23 protein-coding genes are annotated in these 19,868 nt (G+C 29.5%); 17 read left to right on the top strand and 6 right to left on the bottom strand.

From position 1 onward, the window contains the following. Positions 1-89: 89 nt before the first annotated feature. From ACWJJ7_RS10645 to ACWJJ7_RS10635, 3 genes are all read left to right on the top strand, one after another. On the top strand, positions 90-311 hold the full coding sequence (locus ACWJJ7_RS10645) for a YdbC family protein (protein ID WP_462962119.1): 222 nt from the start codon (positions 90-92) through the stop codon (positions 309-311). A 270-nt stretch (positions 312-581) separates the two neighbouring features. Then, on the top strand, positions 582-1,151 hold the full coding sequence (locus ACWJJ7_RS10640) for a sigma-70 family RNA polymerase sigma factor (RefSeq protein ID WP_462962118.1): 570 nt from the start codon (positions 582-584) through the stop codon (positions 1,149-1,151). Next, a complete protein-coding gene (locus ACWJJ7_RS10635) occupies positions 1,141-2,169 on the top strand; it encodes a DUF4179 domain-containing protein (RefSeq protein ID WP_462962117.1) in 1,029 nt (342 codons plus the stop codon). The genes ACWJJ7_RS10640 and ACWJJ7_RS10635 overlap by 11 nt, the downstream gene beginning before the upstream one ends. 150 nt (positions 2,170-2,319) lie before the next feature. On the opposite strand, the gene ACWJJ7_RS10630 is transcribed toward ACWJJ7_RS10635, so the two are convergent. Beyond that, positions 2,320-2,766, bottom strand: a complete 447-nt coding sequence (locus ACWJJ7_RS10630) for a sigma-70 family RNA polymerase sigma factor (RefSeq protein ID WP_462964978.1) — start codon at positions 2,764-2,766, stop codon at positions 2,320-2,322. 312 nt (positions 2,767-3,078) lie between these two features. On the opposite strand from ACWJJ7_RS10630, the gene ACWJJ7_RS10625 reads away from it, so the two are divergent. The 4 genes from ACWJJ7_RS10625 to ACWJJ7_RS10610 all read left to right on the top strand — a co-directional run bounded on the left by ACWJJ7_RS10625 (position 3,079) and on the right by ACWJJ7_RS10610 (position 6,704). Then, the gene (locus tag ACWJJ7_RS10625) at positions 3,079-4,851 is read left to right on the top strand and encodes an ABC transporter ATP-binding protein (protein ID WP_462962116.1); all 1,773 of its coding nucleotides are present in this window, start codon (positions 3,079-3,081) and stop codon (positions 4,849-4,851) included. 108 nt (positions 4,852-4,959) lie between these two features. Next, positions 4,960-5,871 (top strand): lysostaphin resistance A-like protein, encoded by a 912-nt coding sequence (locus tag ACWJJ7_RS10620; RefSeq protein ID WP_462962115.1) that lies wholly within the window; start codon positions 4,960-4,962, stop codon positions 5,869-5,871. Between the two features lie 269 nt (positions 5,872-6,140). Continuing rightward, entirely contained in the window at positions 6,141-6,350 is a 210-nt protein-coding gene (locus tag ACWJJ7_RS10615) for a helix-turn-helix transcriptional regulator (protein ID WP_462964977.1), read from the top strand. Positions 6,351-6,383: 33 nt separating this feature from the next. Further along, positions 6,384-6,704, top strand: coding sequence for a DUF6442 family protein (locus ACWJJ7_RS10610; protein WP_462962114.1), 321 nt, complete (start codon positions 6,384-6,386; stop codon positions 6,702-6,704). 113 nt (positions 6,705-6,817) lie between these two features. On the opposite strand, the gene ACWJJ7_RS10605 is transcribed toward ACWJJ7_RS10610, so the two are convergent. Both ACWJJ7_RS10605 and ACWJJ7_RS10600 read right to left on the bottom strand, forming a co-directional pair. Beyond that, complete coding sequence (locus tag ACWJJ7_RS10605; protein ID WP_462962113.1) at positions 6,818-7,495, bottom strand: DUF1129 family protein; 678 nt, start codon at positions 7,493-7,495, stop codon at positions 6,818-6,820. Next, on the bottom strand, positions 7,488-7,820 hold the full coding sequence (locus ACWJJ7_RS10600) for a PadR family transcriptional regulator (RefSeq protein ID WP_462962112.1): 333 nt from the start codon (positions 7,818-7,820) through the stop codon (positions 7,488-7,490). The genes ACWJJ7_RS10605 and ACWJJ7_RS10600 overlap by 8 nt, the downstream gene beginning before the upstream one ends. 300 nt (positions 7,821-8,120) lie before the next feature. On the opposite strand from ACWJJ7_RS10600, the gene ACWJJ7_RS10595 reads away from it, so the two are divergent. Together ACWJJ7_RS10595 and ACWJJ7_RS10590 are read left to right on the top strand one after the other, a co-directional pair. After that, positions 8,121-8,747: a CAP domain-containing protein gene (locus tag ACWJJ7_RS10595; protein WP_462962111.1), complete on the top strand. Its 627-nt coding sequence runs from the start codon at positions 8,121-8,123 to the stop codon at positions 8,745-8,747. Between the two features lie 355 nt (positions 8,748-9,102). Further along, entirely contained in the window at positions 9,103-9,939 is an 837-nt protein-coding gene (locus tag ACWJJ7_RS10590; protein ID WP_462962110.1) for a lysostaphin resistance A-like protein, read from the top strand. 129 nt (positions 9,940-10,068) lie between these two features. Here ACWJJ7_RS10590 and ACWJJ7_RS10585 read toward each other — a convergent pair whose 3' ends face one another. After that, entirely contained in the window at positions 10,069-10,329 is a 261-nt protein-coding gene (locus ACWJJ7_RS10585) for a spore coat protein (protein WP_462964976.1), read from the bottom strand. 34 nt (positions 10,330-10,363) lie between these two features. After that, positions 10,364-10,573, bottom strand: a complete 210-nt coding sequence (locus tag ACWJJ7_RS10580; protein WP_462962109.1) for a hypothetical protein — start codon at positions 10,571-10,573, stop codon at positions 10,364-10,366. A 290-nt stretch (positions 10,574-10,863) separates the two neighbouring features. Here ACWJJ7_RS10580 and ACWJJ7_RS10575 point away from each other — a divergent pair, with 290 nt between their 5' ends. The 5 genes from ACWJJ7_RS10575 to larB all read left to right on the top strand — a co-directional run bounded on the left by ACWJJ7_RS10575 (position 10,864) and on the right by larB (position 16,380). Beyond that, positions 10,864-11,895 (top strand): glycosyltransferase family 4 protein, encoded by a 1,032-nt coding sequence (locus ACWJJ7_RS10575; protein ID WP_462962108.1) that lies wholly within the window; start codon positions 10,864-10,866, stop codon positions 11,893-11,895. Between the two features lie 4 nt (positions 11,896-11,899). After that, positions 11,900-12,889, top strand: a complete 990-nt coding sequence (locus ACWJJ7_RS10570) for a lysylphosphatidylglycerol synthase transmembrane domain-containing protein (protein ID WP_462962107.1) — start codon at positions 11,900-11,902, stop codon at positions 12,887-12,889. A 108-nt stretch (positions 12,890-12,997) separates the two neighbouring features. Continuing rightward, positions 12,998-14,182, top strand: coding sequence for a glycosyltransferase family 4 protein (locus ACWJJ7_RS10565; protein ID WP_462962106.1), 1,185 nt, complete (start codon positions 12,998-13,000; stop codon positions 14,180-14,182). Positions 14,183-14,308: 126 nt separating this feature from the next. Further along, positions 14,309-15,577: a nickel pincer cofactor biosynthesis protein LarC gene (gene larC, locus ACWJJ7_RS10560; RefSeq protein ID WP_462962105.1), complete on the top strand. Its 1,269-nt coding sequence runs from the start codon at positions 14,309-14,311 to the stop codon at positions 15,575-15,577. 56 nt (positions 15,578-15,633) lie between these two features. Continuing rightward, the gene (larB, locus tag ACWJJ7_RS10555) at positions 15,634-16,380 is read left to right on the top strand and encodes a nickel pincer cofactor biosynthesis protein LarB (RefSeq protein WP_462962104.1); all 747 of its coding nucleotides are present in this window, start codon (positions 15,634-15,636) and stop codon (positions 16,378-16,380) included. A gap of 108 nt (positions 16,381-16,488) precedes the next feature. On the opposite strand, the gene ACWJJ7_RS10550 is transcribed toward larB, so the two are convergent. Further along, on the bottom strand, positions 16,489-17,622 hold the full coding sequence (locus tag ACWJJ7_RS10550; protein WP_462962103.1) for a glycosyltransferase family 4 protein: 1,134 nt from the start codon (positions 17,620-17,622) through the stop codon (positions 16,489-16,491). 185 nt (positions 17,623-17,807) lie between these two features. On the opposite strand from ACWJJ7_RS10550, the gene ACWJJ7_RS10545 reads away from it, so the two are divergent. From ACWJJ7_RS10545 to ACWJJ7_RS10535, 3 genes are read left to right on the top strand one after another with little or no spacing between them, the layout of a single operon-like run. After that, entirely contained in the window at positions 17,808-18,818 is a 1,011-nt protein-coding gene (locus tag ACWJJ7_RS10545) for a CotS family spore coat protein (protein WP_462962102.1), read from the top strand. 4 nt (positions 18,819-18,822) lie between these two features. Beyond that, complete coding sequence (locus tag ACWJJ7_RS10540; protein WP_462962101.1) at positions 18,823-19,047, top strand: hypothetical protein; 225 nt, start codon at positions 18,823-18,825, stop codon at positions 19,045-19,047. Between the two features lie 53 nt (positions 19,048-19,100). Further along, positions 19,101-19,853 carry a spore coat protein gene (locus ACWJJ7_RS10535; RefSeq protein WP_462962100.1) on the top strand — a complete coding sequence of 251 codons (753 nt, stop codon included), beginning with the start codon at positions 19,101-19,103 and terminating at the stop codon, positions 19,851-19,853. Positions 19,854-19,868 lie beyond the last annotated feature (15 nt).

Raw genomic sequence — 19,868 nt, 5'->3', positions numbered from 1 at the left:
TTTATGTAAAAATAGTAAATAAGCTTTGTAACAATTTTGGGGAATAGATTTCCAAATAAATAGAAAAATTATTATTGGAGGGATTTTAAATGGCAGATATTAAATTTGAAATAAAAGAAAAATCAGGGGTGATTTCCGAGTCGGAAAAGGGTTGGACAAAGGAACTAAATCTTGTCTCTTGGAATGATAAAGACCCTAAATATGATATTAGAGACTGGGACTGCGAGCATAAGAAGATGGGTAAAGGGATTACTTTATCTCTAGAAGATTTAAAGAAACTCAAAGATATTTTGAATAGTATGGGAATATAGGAATATTACTATGGGGATATTGACCTCATAAAATAAAAATGGATAAAAGAATGTGTTAATTAAATTTAACATTTCTTTATCCATTTTTTTTAGTAAAATAAGAAAAGGAGAAGTTCCCATAGAAAGTTATTTCTCCTATTTTAATACAGTGATAATTCTATAAAAAGTATAACTTATTTAAATCATTGATAGATATCCTAAGTTAATAAGCGAAGTATTAAGTGTAGGGGATATACTCTATGCAAGCTTGCTTTAGAAAGAAGGTTTAAAATGAAAATCCAAGAAGAAAATTTTATTATTCAGTTAATAAATAAGAATGAAAGGGCGCTCGACTATATTATAGAAAACTATGGATGGATTATTAAATGCATTGTAAAAAAACAACTTTACAATTTGCAGAGTGTTCAAGGAGAATGTATTAATGATATACTTCTCGGAATTTGGAATAACATTGGTAGTTTTGATAAAAATAAAAATGAATTTAAAAATTGGGTAGCTGGAATAGCTAAATTTAAATGCATCGACTATAAGAGAAAGTATCTAAAAACGTTAGGACATGAAAATATAGATGACTTAGAACTAGGCATTCCAGATACTACGCATGAAGAGATTATCAAAAATGAATTAGAGGATGATATTAATGATATGTTAAATTGCTTAAAAGAGAAGGATAAGAACTTGTTTTATAAGTTATATGTTGAGGAAAAAGAAATGGATGATATAAGTAAAGAAACAGGTATTAAGAGAGAAGTTATTTACAATAGATTATCTAGAGGGAAGAAAAAGATAAAAAGTATGCTTAAAATTAGGGAAAGTGGAGGCATTAAATATGAAAAATGATATATACACTATGTTAAATGAAGCAGATATAAATTTAGATGATTATAAGAAAGAAAAATTTAATGATATAGAAAAGAAAAACATAAAGAATAATTTTAGAAAAGCAATTAATAAAAAGAAATTCTACAATAGAAAAATAGTGGCAGCGGTGGCAGTTGTAGCACTAACTGTTGGAATACTTGGAAATAATGTTCAAGTATCGGGATTATCAACGTTTAGCAGTAATATAGGTGCTTTTTTAGGGATACAAGAGAAGTTGGATGAATATAATACCGTTGTAAATAAAACTATAACTGATAATGGAGTAACAGTTAAATTAAATGAAGTGATATTGGATGGCGATGAATTGAATGTTTCTTATAATATAAGTTCTAATAAAAAGTTAGAAAAAAATCAATCCTGGTTTTGTTTAAACGATATTTATGTAAACGGGAAAAGTGTAAATGAAGGAGCCGGAGGAGGAGCTTTTAATGTTGACGACTATACTACACAAACAGTTATGGCTTATGATTTAGGTAAAGTAGATGTAAGTGGAGATTTAAATATAAAAATCTCATCTCATACTATGAATTTGAATGATAAGGAAACAAAGGGTTCTTGGGATTTTAATTTTAAGACCAATGGTGATCAATTAAAAATAAATACTAAAGAAATATTACTTAATAAGAAGTTTTCACTTCCAAACGGTGAAGAATACACTCTAAAAAAATATACAAGTAATGCCGTAGGTCAAAAAATTTATGCTTCAATATCCAATTTTACAGCAAAATCAACATATGCAGTGGATTTAAAAGGAATTGATGATTTAGGTAATAAAGTTACATTTTATGCATCTCACTCAGATAAAGAGGGAGCATTATTTAAAATAGAAAATATAGATGGAAATCTTAATAAGAATGCAAAAACATTATCCCTTACTCCCTACGCTGCTAAATATCCAGATAAAAGCGGTAGGATGGATGGTGAATCTAAACAAGTAGGAGATAAATTTACAATAGATTTATCACAATTAAAATAATATTTTCTGTATATTCATGTAATAACAATGGTTAAACTTTTTTGTCAGTGTGAATGTAACAAATAATAATTGAAAACATTCAAAAAAGGTGTTCATGAAGAGCACCTTTTTTACTTTCGATCTCAATTCAATTAATTAAGCGATTTAATCTTACTTTAATTTAGAGGCACACTTGGGACAAATATTCCACTCAGGTTCTACTGGAAATCCACAAGCGCTATAAAGTATAATTACCATTCTAAATTCATCTTTTAAATTATTTACACTAATTTGTAACTGTTGATTATTTTGGTTATTATCATAAGATTCCTCAGGAAGAAAGGTAGTTGACTTTATATTTTCCATTACAATGTTTTTTTCATTAATATCAAAAAAATCTATAGATTTTGAAAACCACCGTTTTACTTTTCTATAATTATCTTTATATAAATTAATAGCAATTGTAAAGAGCCAAGGCTCAAAGTCCTTACTTCTGTTAAAGTCGTCCATATATTTAAAAGCTTTTATCCAAGTATCTTGAAATAGATCTTCAGCACTAGTACTATTTTTATGCAAATGTATACAAAGCTTATAAAGAGGAGTTTTATATTTTTCTATAAATAGTTCAAGTCATTGATTTTTATCAGTATCAAAAGTTATCCAAATAAACTTATCATCCAAAACCTTGCCCCCCTTCACTATTTACTACGCGTCAAAATATAAAAGGTTCATTAAATATATACAAATAATTTAGAATCAACCTTTGTTAGCGCAGGAAATAATATTATAAAATATATTTTACACTAAATAATATAGTAATATAAAGAATGATTTTAAGAAGGGCCATTGAGAATGAAATAAATAATCATTCTCAATGAGTTTAGTGATATAATAATAAACAAACTTTAATGAAAAGGAGTTACAAGAAAAATGAATATTTTTAGAAAATTTAAAAGTTACTATAGACCATACAAGGGCTTGTTCTTTGCGGATATGTTTTGTGCATTAATTTTATCTGTAATTGATTTGGTATTTCCTTTAATAGTTAGATATTTGTTAAATGATGTTTATGTATTAAATGATGGAAATAAAATATTTAAATATGTTTTATATGTGGGGATAGCGCTATTACTTATGTATATTGCAAGGTATTTTTGTCAGTATTTCATAACATCATGGGGACATATAATGGGAGCAAAAATGGAAGCGGATATGAGGAAAGATATTTTTGACAATCTCCAAAAACAATCTTTTTCTTATTATGATGAGGCGAATACAGGAAAGCTCATGTCGAGAATAGTTACAGATCTTTTTGATATATCAGAACTTGCACATCATGGACCTGAGGATGTATTCATATCCATGCTAAAAATAGTTGGGTCTTTTGTTATACTCGCAAGTATAAATTCAAGAATAACACTTATACTTCTTCTATTTACATTAGTAATGTTATATTTTTCATATTTCTATAATCATAAAATGCGAAATGTTTTTTCGAAAAACAGGGAAAAGATAGCAAGTGTAAATGCCCAAATTCAAGACAGTTTAGCGGGCATTCGCGTAGTAAAATCATTTGCTAATGAGAATATAGAAAATACTAAATTTGCTAAAGGGAATGATGAATTTTTAAAGACAAAAGAGGAAAGTTATTTTATAATGGGCAGATTTCATAGTGGCAACAGCTTTTTTCAAGGATTACTTTATCTTAGCGCTATACTTGTAGGAGGCATATTTATAAGTGACGGTTCATTAGAAGTATCTGACCTTGTAATTTATATACTTTATATAAATACATTTTTAAATCCTATTGATAAGCTTGTAAATTTTACGGAGCAGTTTCAAAGAGGGCTTTCAGGATTTGAAAGATTTGTTGAAGTCGTAAATACAAAGCCTGATATAATCGATAAGGAAGATGCAGTTGAATTAGTTAATCCAAAGGGAGAGATATCCTTTAACAATGTGTCATTTAGTTATAATAATAGGCATAATGTATTAAGTAATATAAATATAAAAATACAACCAGGTAAGAATATTGCACTTGTTGGTCCATCAGGTGGTGGTAAAACAACCTTTTGCAGTCTTATACCAAGATTTTATGAGGTAAACAATGGTTCAATAACAATAGATGGCATGGATATAAGAGACATAAAACTTAAATCACTTAGAAAGTCTATTGGAATAGTTCAGCAGGATGTTTATTTGTTTTCTGGAAGCATTAAAGAAAATATATCATATGGTAGACCAGGAGCATCAGAAAATGAAATAATAGAAGCAGCACAAAAGGCAAATATTCATGAGTTCATTATGAGCCTTGAACATGGGTATGATACTTATACTGGTGAAAGAGGAGTAAAACTTTCTGGTGGACAAAAGCAAAGGATGTCTATAGCAAGAGTATTTTTAAAGAATCCAGCAATTTTAATACTTGATGAAGCTACATCAGCTCTTGATAATGAAAATGAACAATATATTCAAAAATCATTGGAAGACCTTACAAAAAACAGGACGACGTTTGTTATTGCGCATAGATTAAGTACAATAAAAAATGCGGATGAAATAATTGTACTTACTGATGAAGGAGTAAACCAAAGAGGAACACATGACGAGCTTATAAGTCAAGAAGGATTATATTCTTACCTTTACAATATGCAATTTAACGACATTTCAGAAGGAAAGTCTCCCACTTCTATAAGTGAGGGGTAACTACCCTAGCAAAAATAAAACTTCAGTGGGAGAATAAATATCCTTCTGAAGTCGTTAATATGTAGCTCCACAGGAGATGATTTAATCAAATAGAGTAGGAGTGATAATATGTTTTCGAATAAAACTGGTTTATTTAGAGAAGCAAAACAAGCGAAGGTACTTCCTAATATTATTTTATGTTTATTTTGGGTATTGCTTTTTCTAATTGGAGGGCAAGGAATAGGTGAAATATTGGCTCGTTTTACAAAGAGAATTATTGGCAATAATCCTTCCGTTTTATTACTAAATCAACTTATTTGTGGTTTTATATTTATAACATTATTAGTATTTGCTAGAGTAAAGTTTAGAGAAAAAAGAAGTATTTCAAGTATGGGCTTAAAAAAAGAAGGGTTTATAAAAAAGTATTTAATAGGTTTTGGTATAGGGATTTTAATGTTTTCAATAGTGGTTTTATTGCTTAGTGTTAGTGGGCATACTGTAGTAAATAGTAATCCAGTAGGTCTTTCAGGTGTAGCGGCTTTAAGTGGTGTGCTAATTGTTATACCAGGTTGGATGATACAAAGTGGTGCAGAGGAAATTCTTTCGAGAGGATGGTTTATGAATGTTTTAGGTGCAAGATATAATGTAGCTGTAGGTTTAATTGTTTCCTCTACATTTTTTGGATTTATGCACCTTGGAAATCCAAATGTAAGTATTTTAGCTATAATAAATGTTGTTTTAGTAGGCTTATTTTTTGGCTTATATGTTATAAAAACTAATGATCTATGGGGGGCTTGTGGACTTCATGCTGCATGGAACTGGACTCAAGGAAATGTTTTTGGTTTTGAGGTAAGTGGACTAAAAGTAGCAACAGGTAGTTTAATGAATTTAAAGTTAACTGGCGCAGAATGGTTCACTGGTGGATTATTTGGTCCTGAAGCCGGTATGGCAGCAACCATAGTTCTTTGTATAGGAATTGTAATTGTGTATTTTATTCCATTGCATAAAAAAATGGGCTCTGCGAGAAGTTTAGAAAAATAATAATTTATGTTTAGTATTAACACAATACAATAACTATTTTCTCTTTATTAGGCGTGCCAATTGAACAGTTATATAAAAAAAACTCCAAAAAACTATGGAGGGTACCTCAGTCATTTGTTTTTAATTTTTTCTGCTAGTAAACATAGTTGATAAGACAAGTATCGTTATATTAGTGACGAGTTATATTATATATGTGACAATATAACTTGTCATAAAAACTGAATAGTGATATGCCAAATTTTGATAACAATTTAAGGACGTGTGACTTTATGAAAGAAGAATTAATATTAAAAAATAAACTTAAAGTAGCTAGAGCAGAAAACAATCTGTCTCAAGGAGATTTAGCGGAAATAGTCGGCGTCTCCAGACAAACAATTAGCTCAATAGAAACAGGTCAATTTAATCCAACTGCAAAGTTAGCATTGATAATTTGCATTGCATTAGATAAAAAATTTGAAGATTTATTTTACTTTGAGTAGGGTAATGAGCGATAGTAAAGGAGTTTGTTAATCATGAAAAAAGAAGAAATCTTAGGAAAAAGCAAACGTGAAAATTTATGGGAAGATGAGAGGGTCAAGCAAGTTACAATTAAATCAGAAAACTATGCGGCGTCAATAGGAAATCTTATATTAGGATTAGTTACATTATGGAAGATTTTTCACAAAATGCCCTATAACGACTTGATGGCAATTCTTTGGATTCAAATTGCAATTGCTTCTCTTTATAAATATAAAAATAAAACAGAAAATAAGTTATATTTAGTTGGAGGCATTGTGATGTTGTTTGCCTCTATTGTATTTTTATTAGATTTCTTTATTAATGGAGTTGGATAAGTATGTAATTGTGTTACATTAAAATAACATGATAAGGCTACATTCCTTTAAATTATTTTCAAAGGAATGTAGCCTTATTATCTGGAAGATTTTAATTTATAATCTAGCGTTTTCTATTTTTCAGAGAAATAATTCCCTGAAAAATATAAAGCAATCCCTACAATTAAAACTATAATTAGATTTAATTTAAAGACTAAAAATTTATCTAAAAACATGCTACAAGCTAGCATTATACAAATCCATAAAAACATTATTACCCAAAGTATAAAAAACTCTTTTACTTTACCTCGTTTAACATTTTCCTCAAAACAACTTTTTTTGGTATAGGCCATAACGGCAATGACAATAAGACCTATAAGTAAAAATTGAGAAATAATTCCTAAATTAAAGTTTATATAAAATGTTAAATCATTGACCCCATATTTTTTAATTATAGTTAAACATTGTGTAATATAATTAATAATTGACAACATAATTATGAACATTCCTGTATACATAATGTATTCGCTACAAAGTGACAAGAAATCATAGCTTGATTTATAAGTGCTTACTATTTCTTCGCAATATTGTTTAATATCAGATATTCCTAGCATAGTTTCAATACCTACACCTTGCTGCTCTGCATTTAAAAAGCTGTCCAATATCTGTTGAAGGAATTCTTCTGCATCTCTTGTCCTTATATTTGATGTTCTTATATAGACAACAATGTCAAGAAATATGCTTTCATTTTCTGGAGATAAGTTTTCAGCTGCTTTATTTAATTGTTTTATTAATGATTTTGTTTTAATCATTTAGATCATCCCCCAATATCTTATTAACTGATTTAGAAATTTTATCCCATGACATGCAAAAGATTATTAATTCTCCTTCCCCTAATTTAGTAAGAGAATAGTACTTTCGTTTTGGTCCAAGAGGTGAGTCTCGGCTAATTGATGATAACAAACCGTTTTTTTCTAGTCTAATTAGCAAGGGATAGAGGGTCCCTTCAGATAAATCATCAAAGCCAGTGGTTTTTAGTGAATTATACAATCCATATCCATAAGTTTCTTTTCTAGAAATTATTTTTAAAATACAGCCTTCTAAAATTCCTTTTAATAATTGAGAAGAATTTGCCATTCCATATTACCTACCTTGTAATGTAACCTAGTTACTATATTGTATGGCAAGTATGTTGCTATGTCAACTACATAAAAATTGTGCTCAAAGTCCTTGCTAAGCACCTAAAGAGTTACAATGGGATTGTGTTAATTTAAAATAGTTAAACTAACACAATAAATGTAATTACATGATATTATGGCATATTACGACATAAATTCCACTAAAATAAAAACTACAAACCTCATTTAGATGATAGAATGGACATGCAAATAAAAAACTTGATGTACATATTAAAATTCGGAAGGTGAGGTACAAAAGATGAAAAAAACTTTAAAAGCATTAGTATTAACTTTAGGTATTTTAGTAACAACAGGAATAGGTTCAGTCGTGTACGCCCAAGATACATTTAATTACACAGTTAAGTCAGGAGATAGTTTGTGGAATATTTGTGTTAAATATGAGGTTGGAGTTTCAGAGGTTTTAGCTATTAACCCTCAGATAACAAATCCTAGTCAAATAATCCCTAGCCAAATCATAAAAGTACCAAACTTAGCTGAGGATAAAAAATTAGAAAAAGAAGTAGTAACATTGGTTAATCAGGAAAGAGCAAAACAAGGACTAGCTCCCTTAAAGGATAATTGGGAACTATCGAGGGTAGCTAGATATAAGTCAGGAGATATGGGAGATAAAAACTATTTTTCTCATACATCACCAACTTATGGGTCGCCTTTTGATATGATGAAAAACTTCGGAATAAAGTATACGTCTGCTGGTGAAAACATTGCAATGGGTCAGCAAACGGCGGCTTCAGTAATGAAGTCTTGGATGAATTCTCCAGGACACAAAGCTAATATTTTAAGTAAGAATTTTACTGAAATAGGAGTTGGAGTGGCAAAAGATAAAAGTGGAACGATTTATTGGACTCAACAGTTTATAGGAAAATAAATAATTTAATGACATCTCCGCAGGAGATGATTTAATATGGTCTGTGTTTCTAGATGTTGTATTTTAACAATATTTAGAAACATAGATTTTTTTTGTTAAATAAAATATCTTTATCTATATAATAATATTGATTATACATAACCAAAGTTACCATTATGTTCATATATCATCTTATAAAATTATGTTACACTTAAAAATATAATACGAGAAAGGATAGTGAATATATGATGAAAACAATGAGCATCTAATGGAGTTTATAAGGGGTTATAGCCCGAAATTTATAGAAGAGGGACGATTATATATAGATAGAACAAAGGAAAAAAGCTACATTAATTAAAATAGAGAGAGTGATCGAATGAACTTTTTAAGAAACATAGAAAATGGAGCTATAAATATTAAAAAAATGGGAATCATTAAAGCTCTTCTTGTCATGTTTCTATCAATTTTGTTAGAGGGATTAGGGCAATTACCTGTAGAGGTATTAAATTTATTCTCTGGGAGATTTGAAAAAGTAGTGCCTTATATAATTTTTGTTTTTGGGGTATTGGTTAAATTGTATGTTATTATCATTTTATTCAAGTGGCTTAGTAATAAAGCAAATGATCAAAAACCTAAACAAGAATTGAATTGGATGGATTTTGCTTATGCAGCCCTCATTATTATAGCCTTCCGTCTGCTATTTGATAACAGTGTAACTTTGTGGATTAGCAAGATAGCGATGCCGAATTTTATAAAACAATCATTCGAAGAACTACCTAGTTCGCCAATTATATCAATATTTAGTGATATTATCGTAGCACCTATATATGAAGAAATTGTTTTCAGAGGAATAATATTAAAAGGAATGGCAAAGAAAATAAATCCAACTATATCTATCGTAGTATCCGCATTGTTGTTTGCACTAGTTCATATGAACATTCCTAAAGGCATAAATGCATTTTTACTAGGACTAGTTGTTGGAGTTATATATTTAAGAACGAGCTCAATTTATTTAAGCATATTTGCACATTTCGCAAATAATATTCTGGCTGTTTCAGTTTCTCCACTATTTTCATTAATAGGAGGAGAATATGCTGTAGAAATTCATGTAATGTTCTTGACTATAGGGGTTATACTTTTAGTCATAGCTTGTAATGGACATAATAAAATTAAAAATAAACCAGACATATATAAGCAATTCGTGGAAATGTAGAAGCCGTTAATATTGCAGCTTCGCAGGCGATTACTTAATAGAGAAAATATATGAAATGAATAAAGAAACCTCTAGCATATTAATATGTTAGAGGTTTCTTATAGTTAATAAGAGATTATTATATTATAATTATTTTAATTCATTCATCATTTGGTTAGCTTCATCTTTTAATTGTTGAACTTCATTATCAGCAGCATCTTTTGTAGGATACCATCCTTTTTGTTTCATAGCGTCAAATATCTTATATTGAATATCTTGATCGTTTTTAAAATTGTTAATTAGGGTATTTCTCAAATTTTCACAAGAAGATTCAGTTATTCCTGTACTATAAGCAGAAATAACTTGTTTTTCTGTAGCAAGTAAATCATGCATCAAATCTTTTTCGCACATACTTGTATTCATATAATATCCCTCCATTTATATATTATTGATGAGAATCAAGGTAAGTTTTTAATGTATTAAAGTTTTGTTTATGTGTTTGGCTAGCTTCATTGCAAAGATTTTTTAAATTTTGGTCTGTACATTGTGAACCATATTCATTAAATTTTTTATTAAGTAATGATTCATATCCTAATTGGTCTTTAATAACTTTTAGGTTGTTAATTTCGATTTGTTTATTTTCAGCATTCATCATATTTATTACCTCCAGTCTTTTATTAAAATGGGCACAAGAGTATTATCTGCTTTTTATATTAGAATATAACTGGTAAGTTAATGTAATAATAATGTATAATTAATTTATTGAATAAGAGTAATTTATTTGTATTAGAACAAAAATATCTAAGTAAAATTTATTATAAGTAGAATTTTATGGAAAATTGATAAAAATTAAGAAAATTTTAAGGTAACATTAATCAATATTTAATAATAGTAGAGTACAATATATATATAATAAGAAAGTTAGATTAGACGGGAGTGACTATTATGCCTACTATAAATATGCTGTCAACAGCTGATAAAGTCAAAGGTCAAGGAGTAGGTTCGGCTTATTTAGAGCAAGTAAATTTAGTCCGAAACGGATTAGATAAAGAATATAAAGTTGTAATAAATAAAATAGCAAGAACCGAAATAATGCATTATCATAGTATTGATTTTAAGCATTATTTGAGTATACCTTTTGCTAAAAGAAAAGGTGTAACAGTGGGCTATGTGCATTTCTTGCCTGAGACTATTGAAGGAAGTATTAAATTACCCAAGTTAGTTGAAAAAATTTTTTATAAGTATATAATAAGTTTTTATAATAGTATGGACTATTTAGTTACAGTAAATCCTAATTTTATAACTAAGCTTGAATCTTATAATATTGATAGAAAGAAAATCACTTACATTCCTAATTTTGTTTCTACTGAAAAATTTTATAATCTTTCAATTGAGGATAAATACATAGCAAAGGAAAAAATGAAAATTGCAAGGGATGCCTTTGTTGTGCTTGGAGTAGGACAAATACAAACAAGGAAAGGTGTTATTGATTTTATTGATATCGCAAAAAAACTTCCAGAAGTACAATTTATTTGGGCTGGTGGGTTTTCTTTTGGAAATATTACGGACGGATATAAAGAACTAAAAAATGAAATAGAGAATGCACCTGAAAATATCTTATTTACAGGGATAGTTGAAAGAGATTTGATGAATGATATATATAATGTATCAGATGTTCTTTTTATGCCATCTTATAACGAGCTTTTTCCCATGTCGATACTTGAGGCAATGAATACTCACACTCCAGTACTGCTAAGAGACTTGGAACTATATGAGGACATATTATTTGATTATTACTTAAAAGAACATGATAATGAAGGGTTCATTAAGGCTATAGAAAAATTAAAAAATGATGCAACTTATTATAAGCAGGCTAAAGAAAAAGCTATAAGAGGGCACAGTTTTTATTCTAGAGAGAATGTACTTGCTATGTGGAAAAAATTTTACGAAAAGGTATATAGAATAAAGGGTAGGTAATCTAATGAAAAAATATAAATTTAATATTATTTTGGGGATAGCTTCTGGGGTTATATTTGTTTTGTTGATCATTTTCACAAACGGTTGGATGGATTTAATTCATCAAATGAAAAATTTGCAAATTCAATGGATATTTGTTGCGGTTATTTCTATGATGCTATATTGGATTTTTGAAGCTAAAACATTGCAAAGTATTATACTTTTAATGAAAAAAGACTATAAATTCAAACAAGCATTTAAGGTTACTATGATAGGGCAATATTTTAATTCAATTACTCCATTTGCATCTGGGGGTCAGCCAATGCAATTATATTCACTTACAAAACAAAAATTAGGAGCTGGAAAATCGGGTTCAGCGCTAATGATTAAATTTATTATCTATCAAATAATATTAACTGTATATTCTTTAATTCTTATATTTTGGAAAGCGCCTTTTTTCAAAAGTAAAATGAACAATTTATTTTATTTAGTAGGGTTTGGATTTACAGTTAATGCCAGTGTGATTATATGCTTAATTATATTTTCAAAGTATCGAAAATTAACACGAAAATTAATAATAGCTTTATCTAGAATATTAGAGAAATTTAGAGTGGTAAAGAATATATCAAAGCTAGAAATGCGTATTAACGAGAATTTAGATCAATTTCATGATAATATGGAAATAGTAAAGCATAGCAGGGGATTGATGATTAAAGCTGTTATTTATACAATATTTCAACTGACAATATATTTTAGCATCCCTTATTTTATTTATCTTAGTTTTGGAATGAAGGGTACGAGCGTAGGCAGTATGATAGCTGGAACCTCATTTGTAATTATGCTTACAGCGTTTATACCATTACCTGGAGCAATTGGTGGAGCCGAGGGTGCTTTCTACATGTTTTTTAGTTTGTTTTTTGTATCTAATAATATAATGGCAGCTATATTATTATGGAGGTTAATTACATTTTATTCCTGTATAATTTTTGGGTTTTATGCTACTGTGAAAAATTAAGCAGAGTTCATTAATGTAATTAAAGCTCATTAATGTAATTAAAGTTTATAAATGCATATTAAATAAGAAAATTTTATAAGGAAATATAGTGTTTAAAGGGGATTGATTATGAATATTGGAATTTTTACTGATGCTTATTATCCACAAGTAAGTGGGGTAGTTACTTCTACTATGGTATTGAAAAATGAATTAAGTAATCTTGGACATAATGTAACTATTATTACTGTTGCGCACCCAGATGTAGAGGAACAGGAAGGCATCATTAGATTACCTAGCATACCATTTTTTCTTTTACCTTCACAAAGAGTTGGGATGATATATTCGCATAAAATCATGAATAAGATAAAAAAATTAGATTTAGATATAATACATACACAAACGGAATTTAGTATAGGTCTATTTGGAAGAATAGTTGCTAGAAAATTGGATATCCCTGTAGTTCACACGTATCATACTATGTATGAGGATTATATACATTATGTATCCCATGGTATAATGCTTAAGCCTGCTTCGCAATTTGCTAAGAAGGTAAGTGAACTATATTGTAGAGATTGTAGTGCTATAATAGTACCAACGATAAAGGTAAAAGATGCATTGGAAGATTACGGGTTAACAAGACATATAGATGTAATTCCTACTGGAGTTAACATTGAACCTTTCAAAAGAAGTAATTACAGTGAAGAGCTTATTAAAAATGAAAAGAAATCTTTTGGAATATATGAAACTGAGCCAGTTGTATTATTTATTGGACGTATAGCAAAAGAAAAAAGCATAGACGTGATTATGAATAGTATGGAGGAACTAATTAAAAAGATACCAAATTGCAAATTGCTCATTGTAGGTGATGGACCAGAACGTAAAAATCTAGAAGATTTAGCTAAGGCACTGGGTATTGAAAAATCTGTAGTATTCGCCGGCGAAAAACCTTGGACAGAAATTGGTAGGTATTATCAGATGGGAGATGTGTTTGTAGGTGCTTCACTAACTGAAACGCAAGGATTAACATTTGAGGAAGCTATGGCGGCACAAATTCCTGTGGTAGCTAAATACGATAAAAATTTAGAAGGTATAATTCATGATAAAGTTAATGGAAGAATTTTCTATAAGGATGAAGACTTAACTCAAATATTATATGAAATTTTAATGGATAAAAAGGGATCAGCCTTGATGGTGAAAAATGCTTATGCTGGAATAGAACCATTATCATCTAAGTGTTTTGGCGAAAATGTTGAAAAAATTTATATGGAGGTTGAAAAACAAAATTGTATGTTACAAAATCAAAAAGTAACATAATAAATTTATGGGAAGAGAGTTGTAAAAACGATTATCTTCTTTTTATTTTAAACATATTTATCCTATAATATTTATTTATTTGGTACAATGATATAGATATAAAAATATGAAATGGAGTGGATGAGAATGGAGATACTTTATTATGATTGTTTTTCAGGTATTAGTGGGGATATGAATTTAGGAGCATTGCTAGATTTAGGTATAGATAAGAAATATTTAATAGACGAATTAAGTAAGCTAAGTATAAATGGATATGAAATAAAGGTATCAAGAGATAGTAGAAAAGGCATAGAGGGCACTAAGGTGGATGTAATTTTACAAGAGCATCATCACGATGATGCTGAGGGTGAGCATCATCATGATAATGCTGAAGGGGAGCACTCTCATGGACATGAGAGTAACAATCATAGTCACTATGATCATAGAAATCTTAAAGATATTGAGGGAATTATAGATTGCAGTGAGCTAAGCTCTAAAGTAAAAGAATTAAGCAAAAAAATGTTTATGAAGGTTGCAGAAGCTGAAGCAAAGGTTCATGGAAAACCATTGTATGAAGTTCACTTCCATGAAGTAGGTGCAATAGATTCTATTGTGGATATAGTAGGAGCTGCTATTTGCATAAGTCATTTAAATGTTGATAAAATAATGAGTTCCTCTATAGAACTTGGTGGTGGGTTTGTTAAGTGTGCTCATGGGATTATACCAGTACCGGCACCCGCTACTGTGGAAATTTTAAAGGGAATACCAGTAAAAATGGGAGCTGTACCTTTTGAAACAACAACACCTACAGGTGCCGCAATTCTTGCAGCTAACGTCTCTGAATTCAAAGATGATAACGATTTTATTATAAAGAAGATCGGCTATGGCATAGGTAACAGAGATACTGAAATCCCTAATGTATTGAGGGTCATGTTAGTAGAAGAGGCAGATAGTTTGTCTGATACTGGCAAGGTGGAAAATGAAGATAAAGTATTTCAAGAAATTGTGGAATGTAATATAGATGATATGAATCCAGAGTTATATGAATATATTAGCGATAAGCTTTTTAATGACGGCGCTTTGGATGTATATTTAACTCCAATTATAATGAAAAAAGGTAGACCTAGCGTGAAAATAAGCGTTTTATGTAAAGAAGATAAAATGGAAAAGATGAAAGAAGTATTATTTAGAGAAACTACTACCTTTGGAGTAAGAAGTTTTAAAGTACATAAAACAATGATCCAAAGAAAATTTACTAAAGTAAAAACCTCTTATGGTGAAATTACCGTGAAAGAAGGTTATTACAAAGGCGAAAAAATAAAAAGTAAGTTAGAATATGAAGAGTGTAAGAAAATAGCCCAGAGTATGGGACTTCCTATAAGTAAAGTATATGAGAAATTAAGGAAAGAGATGTAACATTATAGGTAGAAAAATATAAAATGGTAACTTAAATTAAAAAAGGTGGAGAATATATGAATTCAGAAGAAATGAAGAAATTCCTTAAGTGCATAAAAAATGGTGATATATCCATTGAGGATGGCGTTGATAAATTAAAAGATTTATCTTATTCAGATTTAGGATTTGCAAAAATAGATAATCATAGAGAACTTAGAGTAGGGTACCCAGAGGTTATATATTGTGAAGGGAAAACTGTGGAACAAATAAAAGATATAGTTAGATTAATGCTTACTAAGGATGTAAATATTCTTGGTACAAGGGCTTCTAGGATGATGTATGAAGGGGTAAAAGAAGTATGTGATGATGCACAGTACAATGAGCTTGCAAGAACAATTGTTATTAAAAAAAAGGAAGTTGAGATTCCAAGTACATATATTGCATTAGTAACAGGAGGCACTTCTGATATACCGGTAGCGGAAGAGGCGGCTATTACAGCAGAAATTTTTGGAAATAAGGTTGAAAGAATTTATGATGTAGGAGTAGCAGGTATTCATAGGCTATTTGAAAATCTAGAGGTTATAAGGCGCGCTAAGGTAGTTATTACTGTGGCGGGAATGGAAGGTGCTTTAACTAGTGTAGTTGGAGGATTAGTAGATAAACCAGTTATAGCTGTTCCGACTAGTGTAGGATACGGAGCTAATTTTAAAGGTCTTTCTGCGCTATTATCTATGTTAAATAGTTGTTCTAGTGGAGTTAGTGTTGTTAATATTGACAATGGCTTTGGTGCAGGATATTTAGCGAGTATTATTAATAAACTGTAAATTGGTTTTTTAAAAGGGGGGCTTGCATATTTATTATGCAAGCCTTAATTATAGTGTGTTTGAAAAGTGTATATTGCGTAAAATATAGTTGTAGTAATATATACTTTTTTATTGCGAGGGAGATTCGCGATTATATATACTCTCATAGATTTTGAGAGTGCATTGTGCAGTGTTTTGCCATGAAAATTCTTTGGCTCTTATTAATGCCTTAGAACTTAATTCTGATCTTAGTGCTTCATTACTCAATAAGTTACCTATGGCCATGGACATCTCTGAGATATCATATGGATTTATTAAAATTCCACCATCACCCACTACTTCTGGAATAGAAGTAAGGTTAGAAGCTATTACAGGAGTGCCACAATTCATTGCCTCTAAAGGCGGGAGTCCAAATCCTTCATAAAAAGATGGATAGATGAAAGTATCACAGCAATTATAGAAAAGGGGTAAATGATCTTCAGGTACAAAGCCGGTAAAAATAACATGCGAGTCTATTTTCAATTCATTTGCAAGTTTTATGAGCTTTTGGCCCGAATCTTTATAGCCACCTACAATAACTAAATTATACTTTTTATTTAAATCTTTATATACTTTAGAAAAAGCAATTATAACAGAAGCCACATTCTTTCTTTCACTAAACCCTCCTAGGTAGAGTATAAAGGGATCTGTTAAATTATATACAGCTTTTAGGAGATTCCTACAGTGGATTTTATCTAAAGGAACATATTTTTTATCTGCAGCTAAAGGAGTCACAAAAATCTTACTTTCATCTACAGGGAAAAATTTTAAGATATCACGTTTAGAGAATTCGGATACAGTTATTATCCCATCAGAGCCCCCTATAATTATTGGCATCTCTTTTAAAAATTTTAGCAAATATCCTCTTCCTACTGTTTCGGGCATAACATATGGAATTAAATCATGTATAGTGACTACTTTCTTGCAAGTTATTTCCTGAGAAAAACCTATACCATTTTGAGGCATATGATATATGTCTATGTTTTCTTTTGAAATGTTTTCTGGAAAATAGTAATCTTCAAAAAATCTTTGATGCTTTTTAGAGGTCATTACTATTTTGCAGTTTTCTTTTTTTATAATTTCATAATTGTTACCTGACCAAAAAACATGGTAGTTATTTAAATTATCTATGTTAATTAAATTTTTAAACACATTTTCCGTATAAGTTCCAATACCTGTTCCACTATATAAATTGATGCCTCTAGCATCAATAGCAATCTTCATAGGTTTCACTCCTTAAAATTATTATAAAAACCCTATGTTTATAATTATAAATTTCATTTAAAAGACAATATATATTAATATATTGTTTTTACTTAAAAAGTGTGCTAATTATAAAAATATAATTAAGCACAAGTTATTGGGAAAGTTCATATACTGCAATAGAACAATATTGCGGAGGCATGCATTTGGAAATCCAGGAAGTAAGGGAGACAGTACAAGATAATTATTCTCTTTGCATTAATGATATAGTGAAAATAAAAAATGTTTACAGAATAGAAACTGAAAATGATATGTATTGTTTGAAAATCATTAATTATGACTTTAAGCATTTTTTATTTATTATTGGTGCAATAAAACATTTGCAGGGCAATGGTTTTGAAAATATACCGGAAATTATTGAGACGGTTGATAACAAGGAGTATATAGCCATTGAGAATAAATATGCTTATTTAACACATTGGCTAAAAGCAAGGGAATGCAATTATGATAATCCAGTGGAAATAAAATTATGTACCTCAAAGCTTGCAGAACTCCATAAAAAAAGTTTGAATTTTAAAGTTACACCGTACATGTTGCCCAGAATAGGATGGCTTAAATGGATAGAAACTTTTAAAACTAGAGAAAGAGAAATATTAGATTTTAAAAGAAGAATAAGTGAAAAAGTATGCATTACGGAATTTGATAGCGATTATTTAAGAATAATGGAGGAAGAGCTTGCACGGAGTAATAGATCAATAGAAAATTTATGTAAAAGTGAATATGTAAGTAAGATGAAAGAAGAAATTAAACATAGGGGATTCTGCCATCATGATTATGCTCATCATAATGTATTATTAGATAAAAATGGAGGCGTGAATATCATTGATTTTGATTATTGCATTCTAGACACTCATTTACATGATTTAAGTAGCCTTCTAATACGAAGAATGAAGAATGGCAAATGGAGTCCTGAAAATGCGCTTTTTATAATGGAAGCGTATGATGCTATAAATTCAATATATAAAAGTGATATAGAAGTAATGGCAGCATTTATGGAATTTCCACAGGAATATTGGCAAATAGGAATTCAATATTATTGGGAAAAAAAGGATTGGGGAGAAGAGTTTTTCTTAAGGAAACTTGAAAAAATGCGTGAGGATAGAGTGGATAAGCAAATTTTTATTGAGAAATTCATAAAAATAAAATATGGGAGGTAGTATTGTGGGGAAAAATAAAAAGGATGAGTACAATGATGAACTTGAAATTGAAATAATTGATCCGCAGGAATCTACTGTAGAGGAATACGATATAAAGCTCGAGAACATGAAGGAGGAAGTTAAAAAACTTAAAAAAATAAAGAAAAGGAAAAAGAAACTTAGTGAGCTTGAATTGCAGCAAAGAGAGATATTAAAGAAAATGGACAAAAATTATAAAAAGAGCAGATAGTACTTGGATATTATATATCACTTGACTAATAGATTTAAATTGAGGTGGTGCTAATGGCAATAAGCATCTATAATGAATTTTCAGATTATATGATGTTTAAGGGTGTTAAAAATGTAGGTGAAATTGAATCTAAGAATATAGATGTAACTGAAGAAGTAATAATAGAACAATTTCGTGCTATTTATGCTTTACATGAAAAATCTTTGGGATTTAATGGGTACCTAAGGAATAAGTTAAATAACAATACAGGGAAAATCATAGAGGATTATAAAATTTCTATTAAAAAGTTGGCTGGAGACATAAATAATATTAAAAAGTATGAATCTAAAAATTCCTTTGAACAATTAATTATTAAATATGGAAAGGAAGTTATAGATAGAGGGGAACAGTGTATAAGAGAAGTATACCAAGCAGATTATTTAGGGATTATAACAAGAAGCATGAGGCGTTGCGAAATATGCTTAGGAAATACAGAATTTCAAAATCTCAGAAAAAATAATTTTGTTGAAGTGGTTAGTTTTAAAGATTGTAATTACAACATGGTGGAAATGGATTGTTTCCTTTTACTTAGTAAATTAAAAAGAAAAGGAGTGAAACTTGATTTTCATAATCTTGCTCAAGAGTTCTGCTACATTGAAGGACTAGACACAAGTAGTTCAAAATTTCTAATAGCTTTAATTTCTTACCCTCATGAATTCATGAAATGTTGTAATAAGCATAGAGCAGGTAAAAAGGAGTGGAATGAAGAAAGGTTTTCTGAGAAACTTATAAAAGCTTTAATTCGAGATGGAGATTCTTTACTTTAATGCAATTATAAAAGA

The organism is Clostridium sp. CM042 (genome assembly GCF_055080995.1).
The sequence above is the reverse complement of the archived record's forward strand: the minus strand, read 5'-3'. Positions and strand labels throughout refer to the sequence as shown.

Excerpts from the sequence above, each read along its gene's own strand:
- ACWJJ7_RS10535 (WP_462962100.1), top strand. The coding sequence starts at position 19,101 with ATGGCAATAAGCATCTATAATGAATTTTCAGATTATATGATGTTTAAG.
- ACWJJ7_RS10615 (WP_462964977.1), top strand. The coding sequence starts at position 6,141 with ATGAAAGAAGAATTAATATTAAAAAATAAACTTAAAGTAGCTAGAGCA.
- ACWJJ7_RS10580 (WP_462962109.1), bottom strand. The coding sequence starts at position 10,573 with ATGATGAATGCTGAAAATAAACAAATCGAAATTAACAACCTAAAAGTT.
- ACWJJ7_RS10625 (WP_462962116.1), top strand. The coding sequence starts at position 3,079 with ATGAATATTTTTAGAAAATTTAAAAGTTACTATAGACCATACAAGGGC.
- ACWJJ7_RS10570 (WP_462962107.1), top strand. The coding sequence starts at position 11,900 with ATGAAAAAATATAAATTTAATATTATTTTGGGGATAGCTTCTGGGGTT.
- ACWJJ7_RS10590 (WP_462962110.1), top strand. The coding sequence starts at position 9,103 with ATGAACTTTTTAAGAAACATAGAAAATGGAGCTATAAATATTAAAAAA.
- ACWJJ7_RS10610 (WP_462962114.1), top strand. The coding sequence starts at position 6,384 with ATGAAAAAAGAAGAAATCTTAGGAAAAAGCAAACGTGAAAATTTATGG.
- ACWJJ7_RS10585 (WP_462964976.1), bottom strand. The coding sequence starts at position 10,329 with ATGTGCGAAAAAGATTTGATGCATGATTTACTTGCTACAGAAAAACAA.
- ACWJJ7_RS10575 (WP_462962108.1), top strand. The coding sequence starts at position 10,864 with ATGCCTACTATAAATATGCTGTCAACAGCTGATAAAGTCAAAGGTCAA.
- ACWJJ7_RS10640 (WP_462962118.1), top strand. The coding sequence starts at position 582 with ATGAAAATCCAAGAAGAAAATTTTATTATTCAGTTAATAAATAAGAAT.
- ACWJJ7_RS10600 (WP_462962112.1), bottom strand. The coding sequence starts at position 7,820 with ATGGCAAATTCTTCTCAATTATTAAAAGGAATTTTAGAAGGCTGTATT.
- ACWJJ7_RS10645 (WP_462962119.1), top strand. The coding sequence starts at position 90 with ATGGCAGATATTAAATTTGAAATAAAAGAAAAATCAGGGGTGATTTCC.
- ACWJJ7_RS10565 (WP_462962106.1), top strand. The coding sequence starts at position 12,998 with ATGAATATTGGAATTTTTACTGATGCTTATTATCCACAAGTAAGTGGG.
- ACWJJ7_RS10635 (WP_462962117.1), top strand. The coding sequence starts at position 1,141 with ATGAAAAATGATATATACACTATGTTAAATGAAGCAGATATAAATTTA.
- ACWJJ7_RS10595 (WP_462962111.1), top strand. The coding sequence starts at position 8,121 with ATGAAAAAAACTTTAAAAGCATTAGTATTAACTTTAGGTATTTTAGTA.
- larB (WP_462962104.1), top strand. The coding sequence starts at position 15,634 with ATGAATTCAGAAGAAATGAAGAAATTCCTTAAGTGCATAAAAAATGGT.
- larC (WP_462962105.1), top strand. The coding sequence starts at position 14,309 with ATGGAGATACTTTATTATGATTGTTTTTCAGGTATTAGTGGGGATATG.
- ACWJJ7_RS10605 (WP_462962113.1), bottom strand. The coding sequence starts at position 7,495 with ATGATTAAAACAAAATCATTAATAAAACAATTAAATAAAGCAGCTGAA.
- ACWJJ7_RS10550 (WP_462962103.1), bottom strand. The coding sequence starts at position 17,622 with ATGAAGATTGCTATTGATGCTAGAGGCATCAATTTATATAGTGGAACA.
- ACWJJ7_RS10620 (WP_462962115.1), top strand. The coding sequence starts at position 4,960 with ATGTTTTCGAATAAAACTGGTTTATTTAGAGAAGCAAAACAAGCGAAG.